The 18,879-nt window shown below is 40.9% G+C and carries 21 protein-coding genes and 3 pseudogenes; 20 read left to right on the forward strand and 4 right to left on the reverse strand.

All coding sequences use genetic code 11. The features are described 5' to 3' along the window. From ACVRZ8_RS05055 to ACVRZ8_RS05080, 6 genes are all read left to right on the forward strand, one after another. Positions 1 to 353: hypothetical protein (locus ACVRZ8_RS05055; protein WP_447448230.1), on the forward strand; the 353-nt coding region annotated here is incomplete at its 5' end. A gap of 37 nt (positions 354 to 390) precedes the next feature. After that, positions 391 to 948 carry a hypothetical protein gene (locus tag ACVRZ8_RS05060; RefSeq protein ID WP_447448231.1) on the forward strand — a complete coding sequence of 186 codons (558 nt, stop codon included), beginning with the start codon at positions 391 to 393 and terminating at the stop codon, positions 946 to 948. 45 nt (positions 949 to 993) lie between these two features. Then, complete coding sequence (locus tag ACVRZ8_RS05065; RefSeq protein WP_447448232.1) at positions 994 to 1,407, forward strand: hypothetical protein; 414 nt, start codon at positions 994 to 996, stop codon at positions 1,405 to 1,407. A 13-nt stretch (positions 1,408 to 1,420) separates the two neighbouring features. After that, positions 1,421 to 2,932: a VirD4-like conjugal transfer protein, CD1115 family gene (locus ACVRZ8_RS05070; RefSeq protein ID WP_447448233.1), complete on the forward strand. Its 1,512-nt coding sequence runs from the start codon at positions 1,421 to 1,423 to the stop codon at positions 2,930 to 2,932. Positions 2,933 to 2,995: 63 nt separating this feature from the next. Beyond that, complete coding sequence (locus tag ACVRZ8_RS05075) at positions 2,996 to 3,676, forward strand: hypothetical protein (RefSeq protein WP_447448234.1); 681 nt, start codon at positions 2,996 to 2,998, stop codon at positions 3,674 to 3,676. Positions 3,677 to 3,773: 97 nt separating this feature from the next. Further along, positions 3,774 to 4,307: a hypothetical protein gene (locus tag ACVRZ8_RS05080; protein ID WP_447448235.1), complete on the forward strand. Its 534-nt coding sequence runs from the start codon at positions 3,774 to 3,776 to the stop codon at positions 4,305 to 4,307. Between the two features lie 314 nt (positions 4,308 to 4,621). Here the strand turns inward: ACVRZ8_RS05080 and ACVRZ8_RS05085 are convergent. Next, positions 4,622 to 4,756, reverse strand: a pseudogene (locus ACVRZ8_RS05085) (helix-turn-helix domain-containing protein); the annotation flags it as partial. 287 nt (positions 4,757 to 5,043) lie between these two features. Here ACVRZ8_RS05085 and ACVRZ8_RS05090 point away from each other — a divergent pair. From ACVRZ8_RS05090 to ACVRZ8_RS05150, 13 genes and pseudogenes are all read left to right on the forward strand, one after another. After that, positions 5,044 to 6,897: an LPXTG cell wall anchor domain-containing protein gene (locus tag ACVRZ8_RS05090; protein WP_447448236.1), complete on the forward strand. Its 1,854-nt coding sequence runs from the start codon at positions 5,044 to 5,046 to the stop codon at positions 6,895 to 6,897. A 115-nt stretch (positions 6,898 to 7,012) separates the two neighbouring features. Continuing rightward, positions 7,013 to 7,870 (forward strand): bifunctional methylenetetrahydrofolate dehydrogenase/methenyltetrahydrofolate cyclohydrolase, encoded by an 858-nt coding sequence (locus ACVRZ8_RS05095; RefSeq protein ID WP_447448237.1) that lies wholly within the window; start codon positions 7,013 to 7,015, stop codon positions 7,868 to 7,870. Positions 7,871 to 7,874: 4 nt separating this feature from the next. Continuing rightward, positions 7,875 to 8,711: an NAD(P)H-hydrate dehydratase gene (locus ACVRZ8_RS05100; protein WP_447448238.1), complete on the forward strand. Its 837-nt coding sequence runs from the start codon at positions 7,875 to 7,877 to the stop codon at positions 8,709 to 8,711. Between the two features lie 210 nt (positions 8,712 to 8,921). After that, positions 8,922 to 11,012, forward strand: coding sequence for a penicillin-binding protein PBP2B (gene pbp2b, locus ACVRZ8_RS05105; protein ID WP_447448320.1), 2,091 nt, complete (start codon positions 8,922 to 8,924; stop codon positions 11,010 to 11,012). A 100-nt stretch (positions 11,013 to 11,112) separates the two neighbouring features. Then, positions 11,113 to 11,709: a recombination mediator RecR gene (gene recR, locus ACVRZ8_RS05110; protein WP_447448239.1), complete on the forward strand. Its 597-nt coding sequence runs from the start codon at positions 11,113 to 11,115 to the stop codon at positions 11,707 to 11,709. A gap of 174 nt (positions 11,710 to 11,883) precedes the next feature. Then, positions 11,884 to 12,729: a BglG family transcription antiterminator LicT gene (gene licT, locus ACVRZ8_RS05115; protein WP_447448240.1), complete on the forward strand. Its 846-nt coding sequence runs from the start codon at positions 11,884 to 11,886 to the stop codon at positions 12,727 to 12,729. 19 nt (positions 12,730 to 12,748) lie between these two features. Further along, positions 12,749 to 13,321: a uracil-DNA glycosylase family protein gene (locus tag ACVRZ8_RS05120; protein ID WP_447448241.1), complete on the forward strand. Its 573-nt coding sequence runs from the start codon at positions 12,749 to 12,751 to the stop codon at positions 13,319 to 13,321. A 103-nt stretch (positions 13,322 to 13,424) separates the two neighbouring features. Continuing rightward, entirely contained in the window at positions 13,425 to 13,922 is a 498-nt protein-coding gene (gene ybeY, locus ACVRZ8_RS05125) for an rRNA maturation RNase YbeY (protein WP_447448242.1), read from the forward strand. Beyond that, positions 13,903 to 14,307, forward strand: a complete 405-nt coding sequence (locus tag ACVRZ8_RS05130) for a diacylglycerol kinase family protein (protein WP_447448243.1) — start codon at positions 13,903 to 13,905, stop codon at positions 14,305 to 14,307. Before ybeY ends, ACVRZ8_RS05130 begins: the two co-directional genes overlap by 20 nt. A gap of 188 nt (positions 14,308 to 14,495) precedes the next feature. Beyond that, positions 14,496 to 15,392, forward strand: a complete 897-nt coding sequence (gene era, locus ACVRZ8_RS05135) for a GTPase Era (protein ID WP_447448244.1) — start codon at positions 14,496 to 14,498, stop codon at positions 15,390 to 15,392. A 30-nt stretch (positions 15,393 to 15,422) separates the two neighbouring features. Beyond that, entirely contained in the window at positions 15,423 to 16,208 is a 786-nt protein-coding gene (locus ACVRZ8_RS05140; RefSeq protein WP_447448245.1) for an alpha/beta fold hydrolase, read from the forward strand. Positions 16,209 to 16,212: 4 nt separating this feature from the next. Further along, positions 16,213 to 16,320 (forward strand): annotated as a pseudogene (locus ACVRZ8_RS05145) (DNA mismatch repair protein MutT); the annotation flags it as partial. Between the two features lie 6 nt (positions 16,321 to 16,326). After that, a pseudogene (locus ACVRZ8_RS05150) lies at positions 16,327 to 16,452 on the forward strand (oxygen-dependent tRNA uridine(34) hydroxylase TrhO); the annotation flags it as partial. Between the two features lie 55 nt (positions 16,453 to 16,507). Here the strand turns inward: ACVRZ8_RS05150 and ACVRZ8_RS05155 are convergent. The 3 genes from ACVRZ8_RS05155 to ACVRZ8_RS05165 form a co-directional block, all read right to left on the reverse strand. Next, positions 16,508 to 17,167 (reverse strand): DUF4386 domain-containing protein, encoded by a 660-nt coding sequence (locus ACVRZ8_RS05155; RefSeq protein WP_447448246.1) that lies wholly within the window; start codon positions 17,165 to 17,167, stop codon positions 16,508 to 16,510. 686 nt (positions 17,168 to 17,853) lie between these two features. After that, positions 17,854 to 18,069, reverse strand: coding sequence for a helix-turn-helix transcriptional regulator (locus ACVRZ8_RS05160; RefSeq protein WP_447448248.1), 216 nt, complete (start codon positions 18,067 to 18,069; stop codon positions 17,854 to 17,856). Between the two features lie 4 nt (positions 18,070 to 18,073). Continuing rightward, positions 18,074 to 18,490 carry a hypothetical protein gene (locus tag ACVRZ8_RS05165; protein ID WP_447448249.1) on the reverse strand — a complete coding sequence of 139 codons (417 nt, stop codon included), beginning with the start codon at positions 18,488 to 18,490 and terminating at the stop codon, positions 18,074 to 18,076. 139 nt (positions 18,491 to 18,629) lie between these two features. On the opposite strand from ACVRZ8_RS05165, the gene ACVRZ8_RS05170 reads away from it, so the two are divergent. Further along, a complete protein-coding gene (locus ACVRZ8_RS05170; protein WP_447448250.1) occupies positions 18,630 to 18,878 on the forward strand; it encodes a hypothetical protein in 249 nt (82 codons plus the stop codon). Position 18,879 lies beyond the last annotated feature (1 nt).

An 18,879-nucleotide genomic window follows, 5' to 3' on the forward strand; every position in this document is an offset into this window, starting at 1 on the left:
GCGACCGCATTACTAAACTGGATCCTGAGAAGGCAGAGGCTCTGGGTCTAAATGCTTCAACGTCAGAAGAGGGGACGGCTTCTCAAAAATCTGAGGCGCAGGAACAAGAAGATGAGCCGCGTAATCCCATGGGTGAGACGAAGTCGACCGTGACTGAGAGGGCGCAGAAGCAGCTGACGGCTTATGGCAAGTCTAATCCTGAGGTTGTTGAGGCGACCAAGGAGGAGCGAGGCCGGGGCGGAGGCCCCGATGGACCCAAGGGTCCCGAAAAAGGGCCAAAGGATCCTAAAGGCCCCAAGGGACCAAAAGGACCAAAAGGCCCGAGCGATTCAGACGGACCCGATGGACCGTAGGGGGTACTGGTCTTTATAGGAAAGGATGTAAGTTATAATGATAAGGGTAGAATATTGGGAAGATATTTCTGATAAGTGGTATTTGGTCGCAAATGATCATAATGGTCTAATCGTCAAAGAAGAAACTGACCTAAAAGATCCAGCACTCATTTTAAAATTCAAAAGTGAGGCTATACCGCTTACCAAAGCGAGGACACGGCTATTTCAGCATTATGTTTCCTCCAGAGTGAGGGTGAGCTCATTTGATATGAAAGAGTATTTTCTAAGAAAGATAGATTTAGAGAATCATAAAAAGGTCAATCGTTTGGCTAGTGAACATCCTAAGGCTATTTTTAGACAAATAAAAGCAGAGTTTGATTATTTTGGGAAAGCTTTTTTGAAAGGGTTTCTGGAAGTTTATCATATAAAATTGACCAATGAGGTTGATAAATATGAGCGGGCTCTGCATATTGTAGGAGAGAGCAACCTAGGCGGCGATGAGGATTTTTTCAGTATTGTAAAACCTACAAGAGGAGACGTAGAAGTTGTCGTATCCGGCTTTGTTGATTTTGAACATGCTAGGGAGAATTTGGATCGTTTTCTTGGTGGGTATTAGAAAGAATGACGAACCTTACAGAAATGATATAATGTGGAGGATTATATGAAAAAAAAATTGCTGGTTATAGCAGGTGTTGTAACTTGTATTATGTTGGAATATGTCTACTTGCTATTTGTAACGGCGGGTAAAGCTGTAGTAGATTTAAAATTGAATCTGACAACAGCTATCCTTTCTCAGGAGATAAAAGAAACGGCTAAGCATCCTATTCATGCAATGCTCGAGTATTTTACAGATAAAAATTGGTTTTTCATTATTGGTATGATTGCCATTTTATTAGGAATGGTTTTTCTTACAGTGAAGCGTATCAAAGAACTGGATAAAGAGTGGGAAAGCAGTGATGGCGGAACTCACGGAACAGCTAAATGGGGGTCATTTAAGAGTCTTGTTAAAGATGGAAATTTCAAGTACAAAACAGAAAAGCAGTTTTTTAATGAATGGCGGGAGAGCTTAAAATAGAGAGGATAAACGAATGAATGGGACAATTCTAGGTGTATTAGACAAAAAGGTTATTTATCAGGACAATGAAACAAGACCGAATCGCAATGTATTTGTTGTCGGAGGACCGGGCTCATTTAAAACACAGTCTGTTGTTATTACAAATGCTTTGGCAGAGACGGAGAACTCTCTCGTATTGACAGATCCAAAAGGAGAAGTTTATGAACTAACAGCAGGTATCAAGGAAAGACAAGGGTATGAAGTTCATGTTGTCAATTTTATGGATATGACTCGCAGCAGCCGCTACAATCCTCTTGATTATGTGACAAAAGATATTCATGCAACAGAAGTCGCAACAAAAATTGTTGACAGTGCTAATTCAGATGGTAAAAAGGATGTCTGGTATTATTCTCAACGAACATTGCTGAGGGCTCTTATTTTATACGCAATCTATGAGTTACCGCCTGTGGATCGTAACTTTAGGGGGATTACTGATTTCCTGCAAAATTATGATGTTGAAGAAGAAGAGGATGGCAGCAGCCAGCTGGATAAGGCATTTATGTCTTTAGATAGACGCCATCCTGCCAGAAGAGCGTATGAACTTGGGTTTAAAAAGTCTACTGGAAGAATGCGCAATTCCATTATCATGAGTTTATTGACTACCATCGCCGACTTTGTTGATGATGAAGTGGCTAACTTTACGAGTTTCAGTGATTTTCATTTGCAGGACATTGGCCGTAAAAAAATTGCACTTTACATCATTATTCCTGTTATGGATAATGCCTTTGAAGGACTTGTCAATCTATTTATCACCCAGCTTTTCTCTCAACTTTACCTTCTAGGTGCTGAAAATGGTTCAAAGTTACCGCGTCAGGTTGATTTTATTTTTGATGAATTTGTTAACTTAGGGAAATTTCCTAATTTTGAAGAATTTCTTGCCACTTGCCGCGGATACGGAATAGGAGTAACGACTATTTGTCAAACCATCACCCAGCTTCAAGATAAATACAGCAAGGAAAAAGCTGAAAGTATTCTGGGAAATCATAATGTTAAGATTTGTTTGACAGCAAGTAATGAGACGACGGCTAAATATTTTAGTAAACTTCTGGGTCAGGCGACCGTTAAGATTGAAACCGAAAGTAAGTCTGATTCTAAGAGCGGAGATATTTATTCTGTGATAAGCAGACAAACAGGCTCCGCCATCAATGAAAATGTGAACTATTCATCAAGAAGCTTAATGAATCCTGATGAAATCATGAGGTTGGCGCCAGATACTAGTATTATAGTTTTTAATAACAGACCGCCTATTCGAGCTAAAAAAGCATTCCAATTTGAATTGTTTCCAGAAGCTGTTACTTGGTTTCCAAAAAGCCAAAAAGATTACCATCCTATGACTAGCCCGCTGCAAATAGAACGCTTCCGAGAATCTGAACGTCTTTTCCAAGAAAAATTAAGAAATCAGCAGGGAATTCCTAATGAAATAGTTTCAGAAGATTTTTCCATTGATGGTGTAGAAGTACCAGACGAGCTTTTGTTTTCGGAATAATTTTTCAGGACACATATAGGAATAAGAATTATAGCTAGTTGCTTTAAGATAAAGAAAGGAAAAATGATGACAGAAGAAGAATTTTTTGAACAAATAGAAGAAAAACGAAAAACAGATCCTTTAATTGGTGCCAAGTTAGGAGCCCAATATATTTACAAACGTCTGTATGATAGTCTGATTGATCCTAACAATCGTATTAATATGACAGAATTTCTGTTATGGGGAAGCGGTTTAACAGGAATGAGCTGTCAAATGGCGGTACGAGAGAGTTTGAAAAAGGGTGATGATGTACCTCAAATGGCTCTTGTTCCGGTTGATTGCAAAAATGGGAGCAGGATTTTTATTGGTGAAGGAATTAACCATTATCTTTTTGAATCCGAAATGCCTGTTTGGAATTTTATCATGGCTACTTATCTTAAGTTAAATCCTGAGGCTGATCTTCCTGATATTAATGAAACTGTTGAAACAAGCCTGAAAAATGCAACCAATGAGGAATATAAAGTATGGGGAATGGAATATCCTAAAAACCTTCTTGGGCTATATCGAAAAATATGGTTTAATTTTGAACCAGCTATTAGACGTTACTGTCCTCAAGAAAGCGAGTGGCCTATCCTCTACGTCTTAGTTCTGCAAATGATCATAGAAGAAGCCGCAAAAGTTATAGATTTATCAATTGTTGTAAATAAAGCCATAGAAAATCTATTAGTCAGTTCAAAACTTGATTATTCGAGTAATGCTCAATAATCATAAGCAGTAAATACAACCAGCAATAGAAGCAATGTTATTAGTAAAACAAACAATAACATTGCTTATTTTTTATTAAGTTAAGAGAGGATCTAACATGAAACAGCAACCACAAGACCGCCTTTACCAGCTTTACCGCCATGCCTTCCAGCTTTTGGAGGAACAAATCGCTATTTACATCAAGGAGCATTACTCCGGAGTCAGCAAGATTGGATTCTCGCCTATCTTTATAGACGGTGACGGCCGATTTACGATGTTTAGTATAGATGTTGTACCGGTCATTTACGATAATGATGGCAATCGAGCAATATTAGGTGGGGAAATCGGTAATGTTATTTATGATTCTTATGGATTATTGAGTGGGATAGATTCACTTGACATAGATGTCTATGGCAATGATTTTATTTATTTATCAAACTCTGCAACAGGAGAAGAAATCAATGTTTCCAAGCATGATCATTTACCTGATGAGGCAAAATTGTCAATCAGTGAAAAAATTGATGAGAACATTGTGGCTTTGGTTGATAATCATCAGCTTAAACAGGTGTTCAAATCAAAATTAGGAAGTGTGGATTCTAAGATCCGTTACAATCTAAAAATTCAAAGGGGAGAGTATTGGGAATGGGATTGACAGATGAACAGATGCAAGAACTTCCAAAAATTGTCAAAGAAAAAGTAGCAGGGACTCAGGTTTATGCTCGGGAAGGGTTTCATACAAGGGCTATGAAGTCCACTGTCAATGCGGTAGATACCAACGGCGTTCTCGGTCTGAAGCAAGGACATTTGACCAAACAGTATGAGGCGGTCAAGCGTTTTTATGAAGAAACTATGGCCAAAATTGCACCTTATCAAGGCCGTGTTTCCAATATGTCTGGTTTCAGCCAGTCTGGTCCAGCAGTCGCCAAGCTTGCAGCAGACTACCATGTTGAGAAGGTGATCAATTTCATGGATTGGGGCAGTCAAATGGCGGTCAAGAATGGCGATATCACGATTGAAATGCCCTTCTTGGAGCCACCGCTCAATATTTCGACGGTCAGCTAATGTCAACTGTTTCCCTTTTGGTGTATAATAATCTTGCATCTCAGAGTCTTTCTAGTGTGTTTGTGGTAAATGACATTCTCTCTCTGAGATGTTTTTTAATACCTTTAAGTGGCTAACTTCATTTTAGAACTTTCACATAATCTATTTTTTCTATGAAAATCGACTGTTAATATTAAGTCAGTTGATTTTTTTTAATTTTATGATAAAATATTTTTGAATTATAAAGATTAAATGGAATTAATCTTAATTTTATATTTCACTAATGTTTAGAACTCTGAACTTCTGAATTAATAGTCAAATATAGGTCATGAGAAAAGGGGATAACTATGAATAAAAAACCTTTATTTGGTATAGCTCTTGCTGGTGCTGCTTTGGCAACGTTTTCATCTGCTGGTGCTGTGTTGGCAGATGAGACAACAGAATCAGATGCTGCCAGTATTTCTACAGCTAGCAGTGAACAGAGTACAGATCAGCAGATTACAAGTCAAGAAGCAGTAGTCAGTGAAACTCAAAATAATCTTGCTCAAGCTGAAGCAGATGTTGCAAAGGCACAAGCAGATGTGACCAATGCTGTAGAGACAAACCAAGCAATTGATGCTGCGGATCAAGCGGTTGATGAAGCGAAAACCCAGCTAGATCAAGAAGAATCTAGCTTAGAGACTGATATTTCTGAAGATGAGACTGCAGTTGCAGAAGCTGATAAGGGATTACAAGAAGCTATTCAAGCAGATGCCAAGCGTCAAACAGATATTGACGCTAAGCAGACTGAAATAGCTGAAAAGCAAGCTGCTATAGATTCTCTTAAAAATCAGCTGGGATCAAATAGCTCAGCTGCAGAAATAATAGAGACTCATGATATGGAAGCGGTTTTGGATGCTATTTACAAGGAACAAGAACAAGACGGTTATACAACTGCTCGTTTAAATGGCAGTGGGGAACCTGAAGTGGTTACCATTGTTGCAGATCCTAATGCATACAGTTTTAATGAATCAAATTATGATACCTATTTGAGACAGTATATTAGGGATGCAAGAAATGCTAATGGAATTAATACCAGTGTTCCGACTCGTAGTGAATCAGCTCAAGCAGATGCATGGGCACAGGCTCGCGCAGACGAGGAAATTGCAGAAGACAATAGTGCTGACCATGAAACCAGTTTAGATATAAAGAATTATATTTCTGATTATCCGAATGGAACAACATGGTGGCATAGTTCAGAAGATGTCTCAGTTACAAGCAAGGAAAGTTTTAATGTCGGTAGTGATCAGGAACTTGCTTATTATATAGTCATGCGTTATTTAACTGAATATATGAACATTAAGGGTACAGCTTCAGATATGACTAATAATGATAAAGCTATCTTTGGACATGCCATTTCAGTTTTAGCTGCTCGTGCTGATGAGTTTGGTGTGGGCGCAGCGCTTGACAATGCAGATGATGGTAACGATTATTTTGATACTGTTTTAGAGTTTATTCTTTTTGATAATAATCCAAACGGCGATACTATTGGTTATATTAAAGATCGTTTCACTGCTTCTAAAAATGATGCTGGTGAATACGTTCTTAATTTTGACGGTAAAGAAGTTAAAGGATTACCTTATACAACTTTCCAATACGTAACAGAAAATTATGCAACTTATTTGAATCTTGAAAATCAAATAGTAGCGAATCAGAAAGCGCTTGATAACCTGAAACAAACACTTTCAGACTTGCAGGCTACTCCTGAGAAAACAAAAGCTGCAGAGATTTCGCTTCAGGCGGCTAATGAAAAATTAAAAGCAGATCGTGACAGACTTGCTGCTCTTAGGGCAGCTTTGACCAGTGCGCAAGCAAATCGTGCCGCCTTACCGGCAAATAAAATTGATGTGGCGCCGCTTGAGGCTGTCTTAGCATCTGCTAAGGAAAACTTAGCAAATAGTCAAAATCAGTATCTTACTGAATTAAGCTTTTTAAATAATTTAAGAGCTTCTCAATTAGGAACTGTATATCAAGGAAACGATCCAGAGTCAGTCATTATACCAGTTAATTATAATAATAAGGCTTACGGAGTTCCTTCTCAAGGAGGCCTTCCAACAACAGGAGACGATTCAGGTTATTTAGCTGGTGTTGTGGGAGCTGGACTCTTAATGATGGCTTTGGGTCTCTTTCCTAGAAAACGAGAACAAGGGCATAAAAGATAAAATTATGCAGCGGCATTTTAGACAGTAATGAGAATATAGAGTTGTTAAACGGTATCACAGATGCCGTTTTTTTGGTAAAATAGAGCTAACGAATATTTCAAGGAGATAAAGATTTATGACCGCGCAAGTTATTGATGGGAAAGCTGTCGCTCAAAAAATGCAGGCCAGATTGGCAGAAAAAGTTGCTGTACTTAGGGAGAAAGAATGGATTGTTCCAGGATTGGTTGTGATATTGGTAGGAGATGATTCTGCCAGTCAAATTTATGTTCGCAATAAAGAGCGCTCTGCTAAAGTTGCTGGTTTTCGCAGTGAAACCGTTCGGCTTTCCGAAAATATCAGTGAGGAAGAACTGATTGATATTATCGAGAAATACAATGAAGATGATCTTTTTCATGGAATCTTGGTTCAGCTGCCTCTGCCTAATCACATTAATGAAAATCGAATTCTTTTGGCTATTGATCCCAAAAAAGATGTGGATGGCTTTCACCCCATGAATACGGGAAATCTTTGGAATGGCCGCCCTCAGATGCTGCCATGTACTCCAGCTGGTATCATGGAACTTTTACACGATTATCAAATTGATTTAGAAGGCAAGACGGCCGTCATTATTGGCCGCTCAAACATTGTCGGCAAACCAATGGCACAGCTTCTTTTGGATAAAAATGCGACGGTAACATTGACGCATTCTCGCACACATCATCTGGCTGCTGTCTGCCGTCAAGCGGATATTTTAATAGTTGCTATTGGCCGCGCTAACTTTGTTACCAAGGATTTTATCAAAGAAGGTGCTGTTGTCATTGATGTTGGTATCAATCGCGATGAAAATGGCAAATTGGTGGGTGATGTAGATTATGAAGACGTCCTTGATACCGCTGGCTATATTACACCTGTTCCAGGAGGTGTTGGGCCTATGACAATCACCATGCTTATGGAGCAAACTTATCAGGCAGCTCTTCGCAGTGCTAAGGGGTAGTTCCATGGAACTTAATCGTAAACTGGCGCAAAAGGTTATTAGACCGCGTCAAATAGTCAGTCATAAAGGCACTTATGGTCGCGTTCTGCTGATTGGCGGTTTTTACCCTTACGGGGGTGCGATTATTATGTCTGCCTTGGCTTGTGTCAATAGCGGAGCGGGGTTAGTGACAGTAGCAACCGAAAAAGAAAATATCCCTGCTCTGCATGCTCATTTACCTGAAGCTATGGCCTTTGAGGCAGGAGATTTAAATAGGTTAAATCAGCAAATAACAGCAGCTGATCTTGTCTTGATTGGTCCTGGTTTATCTGAGTCAGCTAAGGCCGAGCAGGTTTTCTTGGAAGTTTTGCATTCGATTAAGTCTAAGCAGGCTTTGATTATTGATGGCTCTGCCTTGAATTTGCTGGCAACAGATAAACCCGAATGTTTTGGAACAAAACAGCTGATTTTGACACCTCATCAAAAAGAATGGGAGCGGCTGTCGGAGTTAACGATTCCGCAGCAGTCTATTTCTAATACACAGGCAGCACTAAGTGATTTTCCAAAAGAAACCATCCTAGTTGCTAAAAGCCATGCGACTAAGGTCTTTCAAGGGCAAAAAGTGTCAGAACTCAAGGCGGGCGGGCCTTATCAGGCAACTGGAGGAATGGGTGACACCTTGGCAGGCATGATTGCAGGCTTTGCAGCTCAATTTGGTGCGAATTTTGAAGCAGTGGGAGCGGCAGTCTGGCTGCATTCGGCTATTGCTGATGATTTGTCCCATGAGTCCTATGTCACCTTACCGACAGCAATTAGTGCAGCTATTCCCAAATGGATGAAATCTATCAGTCAAGAAAATTAAATCAAGTATTTCAAGGTTCTTATCGGACTTTGAAATATTTTTATTTTTGAGCAGACGATGAACGACAACTGTAAAACCTGTGAAATATGCGCTTTAGGATTTTCTCAAAAGTTTACAGTTTCTTTAAGCTGACTGAAGAAATTTTATGATAAAATATAAGAGAATTTTTGATAGATGAGGCGATGATTAGTGAGGGACTTTTTTAAACGAATTAAGAACAAAAATAAGAAGCAGCAGGAAAAGGAAATTCCAAAAGCTGCCAAGCCAAGAAAACCAATAAAGATTTCGCGTCGCGTTTATATTTTGTTTGGAATTGTTTTGGCTATTTTTTTGGTGCTTTTTGGGCGCCTAGCTTATATGCAGGTTACAGACAAGCAGTATTATACAAATCTTTTAGAGAAAAACTCGACCTATACGGTAAAAACTGCCAGTGAGCGGGGACAGATTTATGACGCTGATGGTGTTGCTTTGACCACCAATCAGAGTAAGACTGTTATCACTTTTACCCGCAATAATCTTGTGACTTCTGATACGATTAAAAAGGTTGCTCAGAAACTGGCAACGATGGTCACTTTGACTGAAACAAATGTTTCTGATCGCGAGAAACGTGATTACTACTTGGCAGATTCTGATACCTATGCCAAGGTTGTTAAGGATTTGCCGGATAATAAAAAGTTTGATGATTATGGCAATAACCTGAGTGAGTCTACTATTTATTCCAATGCCATAGATGCTGTTACTGACGATATGGTTAATTATTCAGAAGACGAGCTCAAGATTGTTTATATCTATTCTCAAATGAATGCCGTCTCTAACTTCTCAACAGTAACCTTGAAAACAGGAGATTTGACTGAGGAACAGATTGCGCTTGTATCGGCAAAACAGGACGAATTGAGCGGTATTTCTGTCGCTACGGATTGGGATCGAGCAACAGTCAACTCTGCCTTGTCATCCATTGTAGGGACAGTTTCATCCTCGGAATCCGGACTGCCAGAAGAAGATGCCAAAGACTATCTTTCAAAAGGTTATTCTCTCAATGACCGAGTTGGGACATCTTATTTAGAGAAGGAATACGAATCTACCCTTCAAGGACAGCATACTGTGCGTAAAATAACGGTTGATTCAGAAGGTGCTGTTGAGTCAGATAAAGTTACTCAAGAAGGCAGTAAAGGACATAATTTACAGCTATCTATTGACCTTGATTTCCAGCAGGGGGTCGAATCAATTCTCAGTAAATACATGTCTGCAGAAATCGCTGACAACAATGCCACATACTCTGAGGGAATGTATGCCGTAGCTTTAGATGCTGACACAGGTTCAGTTTTGGCAATGGCAGGTCAGGCTCATAAGCAAGGAGCAGCAGATTTTACAGCTGATGCTCTGGGAACCGTCACTGATGTTTTTATTCCAGGGTCGGTTGTAAAAGGAGCGACTCTTGCAGCAGGCTGGAAGTCAGGTGTTATCTCTGGCAATCAAGTTCTGAATGATCAGCCGATTAGCATTTCAGGATCAGCTCCAATTACTTCTTGGTTCACAGGGTCAAGTTCCAGAGCGATTACGGCAGTTCAGGCTCTGGAATATTCTTCTAATACTTATATGGTTCAGATTGCCATGAAGCTTTTAGGTCAGGATTACAGTCCGGGTATGACCCTGTCAACAGATAAGATGGACGAGGCTATGAAGGCCCTTCGTGATACTTATGCTGACTTTGGAATGGGAGTCTCTACAGGATTGGATTTGCCGGGAGAATCAGAAGGTTATATTTCGGATGATTACAATGCTGCCAATGTTCTGACAGAAGCTTTCGGACAGTATGATTCGTACACTACGATGCAGTTAGCACAGTACGTAGCAACGATTGCCAATGGGGGAAATCGAGTAGCGCCGCACATCGTTTCTGGTATTTATGATGCAGGTGACAATGGTGAATTGGGGACGCTGAACTCAACGATTGATACCAAGGTGCTTAGTACTTTGCCTATTAGTTCAGATCAATTGGGAATTATTCAGGAAGGTTTCTATAATGTTGTTAATTCAGGAGATACCTTAGCAACTGGTAAATACATGAACAGCTCAGCTATTAGCATCAGTGGAAAAACAGGGACTGCTGAAACCTACTCATCAGATAAATCTGGTAATACAACATCAACTGTTAACCTTAATGTTGTGGCCTATGCAACGGCTGATAATGGTAAAAAAATTGCAGTTGCCCTCATGTACCCGCATGCTTCAAATTCTGATACGCATAATCACCAATATGCGGTAAAAGAGATCATGGAACTTTATCAAAACATGTACTAGACTTTATCATTTACCCTATCGATAAAGTACATGCCTTCGTCTTGCACGAGGGCTTTTTCTGTGTTATAGTTGTTAAGATTGAATTTAAGAGAGGTGTTTTATGCTTTATCCTACACCAATAGCTAAGCTGATTGACAGTTTTTCCAAGCTTCCTGGAATTGGGACAAAAACGGCAACCCGATTGGCTTTTTATACTTTGGGCATGTCTGACGAAGATGTTAATGATTTTGCAAAAAATCTCTTAACGGCCAAGCGGGACTTGACTTATTGTTCTGTTTGCGGCAATTTGACGGATCAGGATCCCTGTGTTATTTGTGATGATGAAACACGTGATCAAACTACCATTTTAGTTGTTGAAGAGTCTAAGGACGTGTCAGCTATGGAAAAAATTCAAGAATATCACGGCCTCTATCATGTTTTGCACGGCCTCATTTCTCCAATGAATGGCATCGGACCAGATGATATTAACCTTAAGACTTTGATTACACGGCTGATGGATTCCAAGGTCAGTGAGGTCATCATTGCAACCAATGCGACAGCTGATGGCGAAGCAACTTCGATGTATATCTCACGGGTACTCAAACCTGCAGGAATTAAGGTGACTCGCTTGGCGCGTGGTTTAGCAGTTGGATCGGATATTGAGTATGCAGATGAAGTAACTCTGCTTAGAGCTATTGAAAATCGCACAGAACTTTAATCTTGACGAAACATAGCTGTTGCAGAAAATAACTTGACTGATGAAATCTAAGAAGGGGAGATGCTCTCTCCTTCTTTTTTAGTTTGTTTTTGAGTAACTGTTTGAAGAAAATAGGCAGTGTTTGCATTTTTTTGGTAAAATAAGGGTATATTGAAAAAACAAAAGAGGCTGCATATGCGCATTGAGAAAGTTCTAAACAACAATGTGGTTCAAGTTATTGGGAAAAACGAGACGGAGTGCATTGTTATGGGGAAAGGATTAGGATTTCAAAAGAGCGCAGGAGATGAAATTGATCCTAAAAAAATTGAAAAGACTTTTATCTTAGATGATATGGAATCAGCCAAGGAGCTGACGCAGGCTTATGTAGATCTGCCAGCTGATGAGATGCAGGTATTTTTAAATATTATTACCTTTGCAGAAAGTGCCCTGCAAACAAAATTTGAGCCATCACTTTTTGTAGCTTTAGCAGATCATTTGCATTATGCCATTCAAAGGACAGCTGAAGGTCTTGCTCTGCAAAATCCTCTGGCTTGGGAAGTTCGGAAATTTTACCCGCGTGAATATGAGATTGGAAAGCAAGCGATTCGCTTAATTTCTCATCATTTGGGGGTGAGGATGGCTGAGGATGAATCTGCCTCTATAGCGCTGCATTTTGTCAATGCACAAAAAGATGGCGGAGCAATAGAAAAAAGCCATCAGGTCACAAAAATCGTCATGGATATTTTGGAGATTGTCCGTCTGCATTTTGGCTGTGTGCTAGATAATGATAGTATTTCCTATAATCGGTTTATCACGCATATTCAGTACTTTGCCCAGCGTGTGGTCAATGGTGTTCAGCAGGGTAAAAATGATGCTTTTCTCTATGAACAGGTCAAACTCAATTATCCCAGTTCTTTTACCTGCACACTTAAAGTTAAGGATTATGTAAAATCTGCTTATGACTTTGACATGAGCCGTGATGAACAGGTTTATTTGACCATTCATATTCAGCGTTTGGAGGAGAGTTCTTTGGAAAACTAATTATTAGGGAGGTGTTTTGATGTCTATTAAATCTCAAATAATGGCTGATGCCGACAATCAATTTTATACCGAACAGGGGATTGAGCCTTTGTATACAGCGCCAAAGACAGCTAGAATTATGGTTGTTGGTCAGGCTCCTGGTATTGTGGCTCAGGAGACGCGGCTTTTTTGGAATGATCGCAGCGGAGACCGTCTCAGAGACTGGATGGATGTGGATCGCGAAACCTTTTATGAATCCGGCCTTTTTGGCATACTGCCTATGGATTTTTATTATCCAGGTAAGGGAAAGTCTGGTGATTTGCCTCCTCGTAAGGGTTTTGCTGCAAAATGGCATCCGCAGTTATTAGAAGAAATGCCTGATTTGCAGCTGTTTCTCTTAGTCGGAAATTATGCACAACAGTATTATCTCGGTAAGGACTACCGTAAGAACTTAACGGAAACCGTTAAACACTTCGGCGATTATCTTCCCAAATATTTCCCTCTGGTTCACCCGTCTCCCCGCAATCAACTTTGGATGAGTAAGAATCCTTGGTTTGAAGAAGAGGTGCTGCCAATTCTAAAAGAAAAAGTAGCCGCAGCTTTGAAGGACTGATGAGGCTTTATTCATCGAAAAATTTTAAGCAGGTGCAAGCCTGTTTTTTATCTGCTCTTATGGTATAATGAAGTGATTAAAGTATTTGAAAGTAGTACCAAAGATGTACATAGAATTAATTGATGAGACTGGCCAGGTCTCTGAGGCAGTGAAAAAACAGACGATGGAATTGCTGGAATTTGCTGCTCAAAAAACCGGTAAAGAAAATAAAGAAATGGCTGTAACCTTTGTGACCAATGAACGCAGCCACGAACTTAATTTGAAATACCGTGATACAGACCGTCCCACAGATGTTATCAGTCTGGAATATAAACCTGATCTAACCGTTGCCGTTGATGAGAAAGATTTGGCTGCTGATCCTGAATTGGCTGAGATGATGGCAGAATTTGATTCTTACATTGGAGAACTGTTTATTTCTGTTGATAAGGCTCAGGAACAGGCTGAGGAATATGGCCATTCTTATGAACGGGAAATGGGATTTCTAGCGGTTCACGGATTTTTGCATATTAATGGTTATGATCATTACACGCCTCAGGAAGAGGCTGAGATGTTCGGTTTACAGGAAGAGATTTTGACTGCCTATGGACTTACGCGACAATAAACCACAAAGAAAGTGGAAAAACAGAGATTTCACATCTAGTTTAGAATTTGCTGTCACAGGTGTAGTGGCTGCCTTTAAAGAAGAACGCAACATGCGCAAACATGCTATTTCTGCGGTTTTGGCTATCTTGGCAGGCCTGGTCTTTCAAATTTCTGCTGTAGAGTGGCTCTTTTTGCTGCTGGCCATTTTTTTGGTTGTCACTTTTGAAATTATCAATTCGGCTATTGAGAATGTCGTTGATTTGGCCAGTGATTATCACTTTTCGATGTTGGCTAAGAATGCTAAGGATATGGCAGCAGGAGCAGTTCTGGTTGTATCTGGCTATGCGGTGATTGTAGGATTGATTATTTTTGTACCGCGTATCTGGCAGCTGCTGTTTGGTTAAATGGCGAACTGACTGATGGGCGTCAGCTTACCAGCTAAAGATAAGAGATTTTCGGTGAGAATTTATGTTTCTTTGGTTCTCTATTTAAATTTTAATATGAATTTTTAAAGAAAGGATGGAGCTTTCTGGTTTAGGGAAACAGCATGATGTGCTTTTGTTTGACTAGCTGGAAGGCTCCTTTATTAGTTATGTTTAAATCAGGATTTGTAGCGATTTTAGGTCGTCCTAACGTTGGAAAGTCAACCTTTTTAAATCATGTCATGGGGCAAAAAATTGCCATCATGTCTGATAAGGCGCAGACAACGCGCAATAAGATTATGGGGATTTACACGACAGAGACCGAGCAAATCGTCTTTATTGACACGCCGGGTATTCACAAGCCCAAGACAGCTCTGGGCGATTTTATGGTGGAATCGGCCTACAGCACGCTGCGCGAAGTGGAGACGGTGCTTTTCATGGTGCCGGCTGATGAGAAGCGCGGCAAGGGCGACGATATGATTATGGAGCGTCTTAAGGCTGCTAAAGTCCCTGTTATTTTGGTCATCAATAAGATTGACAAGGTGCACCCAGACCAGCTTTTGGAGCAGATTGACGATTTCCGCGGTCAGATGGACTTCAAGGAGGTTGTGCCTATCTCAGCGCTACAGGGCAATAATGTCGAAACCCTCATGACTATTCTCAAGGATAATTTGGAAGAAGGCTTCCAGTATTTTCCAGAAGATCAAATCACCGACCATCCGGAGCGCTTTCTCGTGTCTGAAATGATTCGCGAGAAGGTTCTCAAGCTAACCGAGCAGGAAGTGCCCCACTCGGTGGCGGTTGTCATTGAGTCCATGAAACGCGATGACGAAACAGACAAGATTCATATCCGTGCGACCATCATGGTCGAACGCGACAGCCAAAAAGGCATTATCATCGGCAAGGGCGGCGCTATGCTCAAGAAGATTGGTAAAATGGCTCGCCGCGATATTGAGCTCATGCTAGGCGACAAGGTCTATCTCGAAACTTGGGTCAAGGTCAAGAAAAACTGGCGGGACAAGAAGCTGGACTTGGCTGACTTTGGGTATAATAAGAAGGAATACTAAAGGTTTGTATCTACCATGGAGGTAGGGAATATGAGAAATATTCAACCATTATTCATTGAAGAAACGGGTCAGCAAAATACTAAGAGCATCGTCTTCCTGCACGCTTCAGGGTCTAGCAGTCGGATGTGGCGGCATCACTTGGCTGCGCTTGCCAATGACTTTCACTGTATCGTTATTGATTTGCCCGGACATGGCAATAGTCGTGATATAGACTGGACAAGTTTTGATGATGTGACGGAAAGGATTGTAGAGATTATCAAAAGCAGGGGGCACGGTAAGCCGCACCTTGTTGGTCTATCATTGGACGGCAGTCTCATTCTCAAGCTGCTGGAAAGTCATTCGGATGCAGTTGATAAGGTGATTGTTGACGGTGCCTGTCACCATCCAATAAAAGGCTATCGCAAAGTCATTGCCACGGTCTATGTTATGTCACTGTTTAAGAATACAAAGCTGATTGCCAATTTGCTGACTAGGATGATGCAGGAAGATGGGGCATCTGAGGAGGATTTCAGGCTCTTCGTAAAAGATTTACAAAGGGCTTCCAGAAAATCATTTCGCCGAGCGATGATTCAGGCTAATTTGCTGAATGTTGATTTAAAAGCTGATAATCCAGCTTTCTTTGTCTCAGGCGGCAAGGAATCTGAGACTATTCATGCGGCACATCAGCTATTAGCTAAGAAAAATACCGACAGCCAATGCGCTTATTATCCCAACAAGGGGCATGCTTGGCTGTTTAGTGATGTTGATACGCATATTCAGCTGCTGCGCTATGTCTTTCAAGATGACGCCTTTCCAGAGAAATTGAAGAGGTTTTAATCCTATGGACTACATTTCCTATATCCGCTCCAAGGTGGGGCATGACAAGGTTATCCTGACCTTTGCTGGCGGGATTTTGGCAGACGGAGCTGGGCGTGTGCTCTTGCAGCTGTGCAGCTGTTCGCCTGAATGCTGGGTTCATCCCCGCAACCGTTATGTTGAAGAACATGGCCTGACCCGCAAGGAATGGGCTCAGCGTCTGGCGGCAATTGGAGAAAACATAGCCGAAGTTCAGCAAGCCTAAAAACATAAAAACCTTTAGATCGGATAAATACCGGCATCTAAAGGTTTTTATGTTTTTAGGCTTGTGGATTAGTCAATTTTTTAATCAGTAACCGGACAGCAAAGGCTAATTCTCCAAAGGCTGAGAGAAAAAGAAGAACACTCACAAGCTCTTCTATGTCAAATGAAAAGAGAAGGGAGAAGCTTTTTGCTAGGTAACCGAGGCTGGCCAGCAGTAAAAGAAGGCCAAACAGCTTATGCACGTAACCTGACTGATAGACGAGGAGGCCTAGAGCAATCAGATGGACTCCAAAGAAAATCTGCCAGATAACTGTCCCTGATTCCTGAAAATTTAGCAAAGTGTATAGGGAGGTCTGTTCGCTTTCTTTGGCTGTAAGGCTTGTTAGAATGGTCAGTGATAGTGTGGCATTAAGCGCCTGAATGACTGTCATAGTCAGTCGAGCCGCTAGAGCAGTCAAAGATAGGCTTTGATTTGCTTTTTTGAAGGTCTGATAGAGCAGAATGCTAAGCAGTATTTCCAAGATGCAAACTATGATGGCAAGGCTGATTCCCAGTCGAAAGAGCAGCAGATGATCAAGGATATGCTGTGCCGTTTCTGCCATGTCATGATGGACAATCAGCTGCGAAGGAATATAGAGCATGGGAAGAGGTGACAAGGTGGCAATAAATAGATAAAGCCAGCCAGCGTACCGTGCCTGTTTCTGTGTCCTTTTCATAAGATTCACTCCTTACACAAGATACAGCGCCCGTAAAAAGCGACTGGAATTTTAGGAGGTCAACGATGTTTGCCTGCAAACAAAGCGACCTATCTAAGAACTTGTATTCATAAGAATTTTTGTGACAGTCTGCCTTAAGTGGTGGGGACGGCAGCGACCGACTAGGTCGTTCCATGCCTAATTTTCGAGCCTAATACTCTTTGAAAATCAAAACTATACTTTGTTGACTTCAGCTTGCCGTACTCCAGTACTGTCTGCGCTTCGTCGCCTCGTCTAATTTTGATTTTCTTTGAGTATAAGGTCTCGAAAATCCCCACGATTGTTGCCCGAAACGGGCAACAATCTCATCACCACGGCGGCAACTGTCGTCTTAGCGACCTTTCGGTCGCTTTTTCTACCTATATCATTCAGATGAATTTTGTGAATATAGGTTCTAAATTCCGAGCTTTTAGGGCGAGTTCAATTAACAAGATACAAAGCCGTTAAGCGACTCAAAGAATTTTAGGGAACTTGATGACGATGCCAAAGCATATAGGAAAGTGAGTCTAAATTCACAGAGTCGTAGGCGAGTTCAGTTAAACGAGATACAAAGGGAACCCGCGGATAAAGTCAAAATAGGAGTACGACGACGAATTACTAAAAATTCTAGTCGGCCTCATCTTTTTGACACAATCCGCAGCCCGTATTCAGCTTTTCTCCAGATAAAAGAGCGTCTCCACAGAAACTTGGAAAAGCCGTGCCAGCTTAAGAGAAAGTTCAATGCTGGGCAAGAATTTTCCTTTTTCAATAGCATTGATGGACTGTCTGGAAACGCCGACTTGGTCAGCCAGTTCCTGTTGGGTCATATGCTTGACTTCGGTTCGGTAATATTTTACCCGCGTGATGACTTTTTCTGTTTTCATGGCTTTACCCCGCATAGTAGTAAGCCTTGGTGATACCGTGAACGGCAATAAGGATAAAGAAGCCTATTCGCAATAATAAAAGAATAGGTTCATGTGAGACATTTAGAGCGAAGGCAGCCATCAGAATGACAAAGAAGATGGACAAGCCGTAGGCGAAATTACGCAGGATATTTTGATTGACAAAGTGTTCCCACTCACCAGCCACATGCTTTTCACGCGGCGTAAAAAAGGAAATCAGAATATCAATGACAATGGAAGCCGTAATAACTGTTGCCAGCATGATGAGAAAAGCAGTCCCAATCAGAGGCAAACCAACTTTTCCAGCATGAGCTCCCAGAGCAGCATGGTAGACCAAACTCACAAAGCAGGAAATCAGAAAGATTTTCACAATTTCCAAGAAAATATAAACTTTTTTTGACATGGCAGCTCTCCTCTTTTTGTCAAGTTTTATTTACATATTTAGTATAAACTAAAACCAAGTCAATGTCAAGTTTTGTTGACATTGACTTGGTTGTTTTACACAAAATAATTTTCATGGTAGAATGCCTCAATAAATTTTTATGGAGTGGCAAATCATGCCAAAGGCTATGATGGCAGCTGCCTGTCAGAAAATCATTCAAGCCGGCATGAAGATGGTCATGGTGGAAACTGGTGGTGATTCCGGCGCAAAACCTACGAAGCTTTCGGCTGTGAATCCTAGCTGGTCGCAAGGTATTTTAAAAAACTGTAAAACGAAAAGAGCGCCATTCAAAAGAGTAAATGGCGTTTGTTCTTATCCAAGAAAATTGCAGTCAGGAATTAGCCGCTAAT

The organism is Streptococcus dentiloxodontae (assembly GCF_053206925.1).

Excerpts from the sequence above, each read along its gene's own strand:
- ACVRZ8_RS05060 (WP_447448231.1), top strand. The coding sequence starts at position 391 with ATGATAAGGGTAGAATATTGGGAAGATATTTCTGATAAGTGGTATTTG.
- ACVRZ8_RS05065 (WP_447448232.1), top strand. The coding sequence starts at position 994 with ATGAAAAAAAAATTGCTGGTTATAGCAGGTGTTGTAACTTGTATTATG.
- ACVRZ8_RS05070 (WP_447448233.1), top strand. The coding sequence starts at position 1,421 with ATGAATGGGACAATTCTAGGTGTATTAGACAAAAAGGTTATTTATCAG.
- ACVRZ8_RS05075 (WP_447448234.1), top strand. The coding sequence starts at position 2,996 with ATGATGACAGAAGAAGAATTTTTTGAACAAATAGAAGAAAAACGAAAA.
- ACVRZ8_RS05080 (WP_447448235.1), top strand. The coding sequence starts at position 3,774 with ATGAAACAGCAACCACAAGACCGCCTTTACCAGCTTTACCGCCATGCC.
- ACVRZ8_RS05090 (WP_447448236.1), top strand. The coding sequence starts at position 5,044 with ATGAATAAAAAACCTTTATTTGGTATAGCTCTTGCTGGTGCTGCTTTG.
- ACVRZ8_RS05095 (WP_447448237.1), top strand. The coding sequence starts at position 7,013 with ATGACCGCGCAAGTTATTGATGGGAAAGCTGTCGCTCAAAAAATGCAG.
- ACVRZ8_RS05100 (WP_447448238.1), top strand. The coding sequence starts at position 7,875 with ATGGAACTTAATCGTAAACTGGCGCAAAAGGTTATTAGACCGCGTCAA.
- recR (WP_447448239.1), top strand. The coding sequence starts at position 11,113 with ATGCTTTATCCTACACCAATAGCTAAGCTGATTGACAGTTTTTCCAAG.
- licT (WP_447448240.1), top strand. The coding sequence starts at position 11,884 with ATGCGCATTGAGAAAGTTCTAAACAACAATGTGGTTCAAGTTATTGGG.
- ACVRZ8_RS05120 (WP_447448241.1), top strand. The coding sequence starts at position 12,749 with ATGTCTATTAAATCTCAAATAATGGCTGATGCCGACAATCAATTTTAT.
- ybeY (WP_447448242.1), top strand. The coding sequence starts at position 13,425 with ATGTACATAGAATTAATTGATGAGACTGGCCAGGTCTCTGAGGCAGTG.
- ACVRZ8_RS05130 (WP_447448243.1), top strand. The coding sequence starts at position 13,903 with ATGGACTTACGCGACAATAAACCACAAAGAAAGTGGAAAAACAGAGAT.
- era (WP_447448244.1), top strand. The coding sequence starts at position 14,496 with ATGTTTAAATCAGGATTTGTAGCGATTTTAGGTCGTCCTAACGTTGGA.
- ACVRZ8_RS05140 (WP_447448245.1), top strand. The coding sequence starts at position 15,423 with ATGAGAAATATTCAACCATTATTCATTGAAGAAACGGGTCAGCAAAAT.
- ACVRZ8_RS05155 (WP_447448246.1), bottom strand. The coding sequence starts at position 17,167 with ATGAAAAGGACACAGAAACAGGCACGGTACGCTGGCTGGCTTTATCTA.
- ACVRZ8_RS05160 (WP_447448248.1), bottom strand. The coding sequence starts at position 18,069 with ATGAAAACAGAAAAAGTCATCACGCGGGTAAAATATTACCGAACCGAA.
- ACVRZ8_RS05165 (WP_447448249.1), bottom strand. The coding sequence starts at position 18,490 with ATGTCAAAAAAAGTTTATATTTTCTTGGAAATTGTGAAAATCTTTCTG.
- ACVRZ8_RS05170 (WP_447448250.1), top strand. The coding sequence starts at position 18,630 with ATGGAGTGGCAAATCATGCCAAAGGCTATGATGGCAGCTGCCTGTCAG.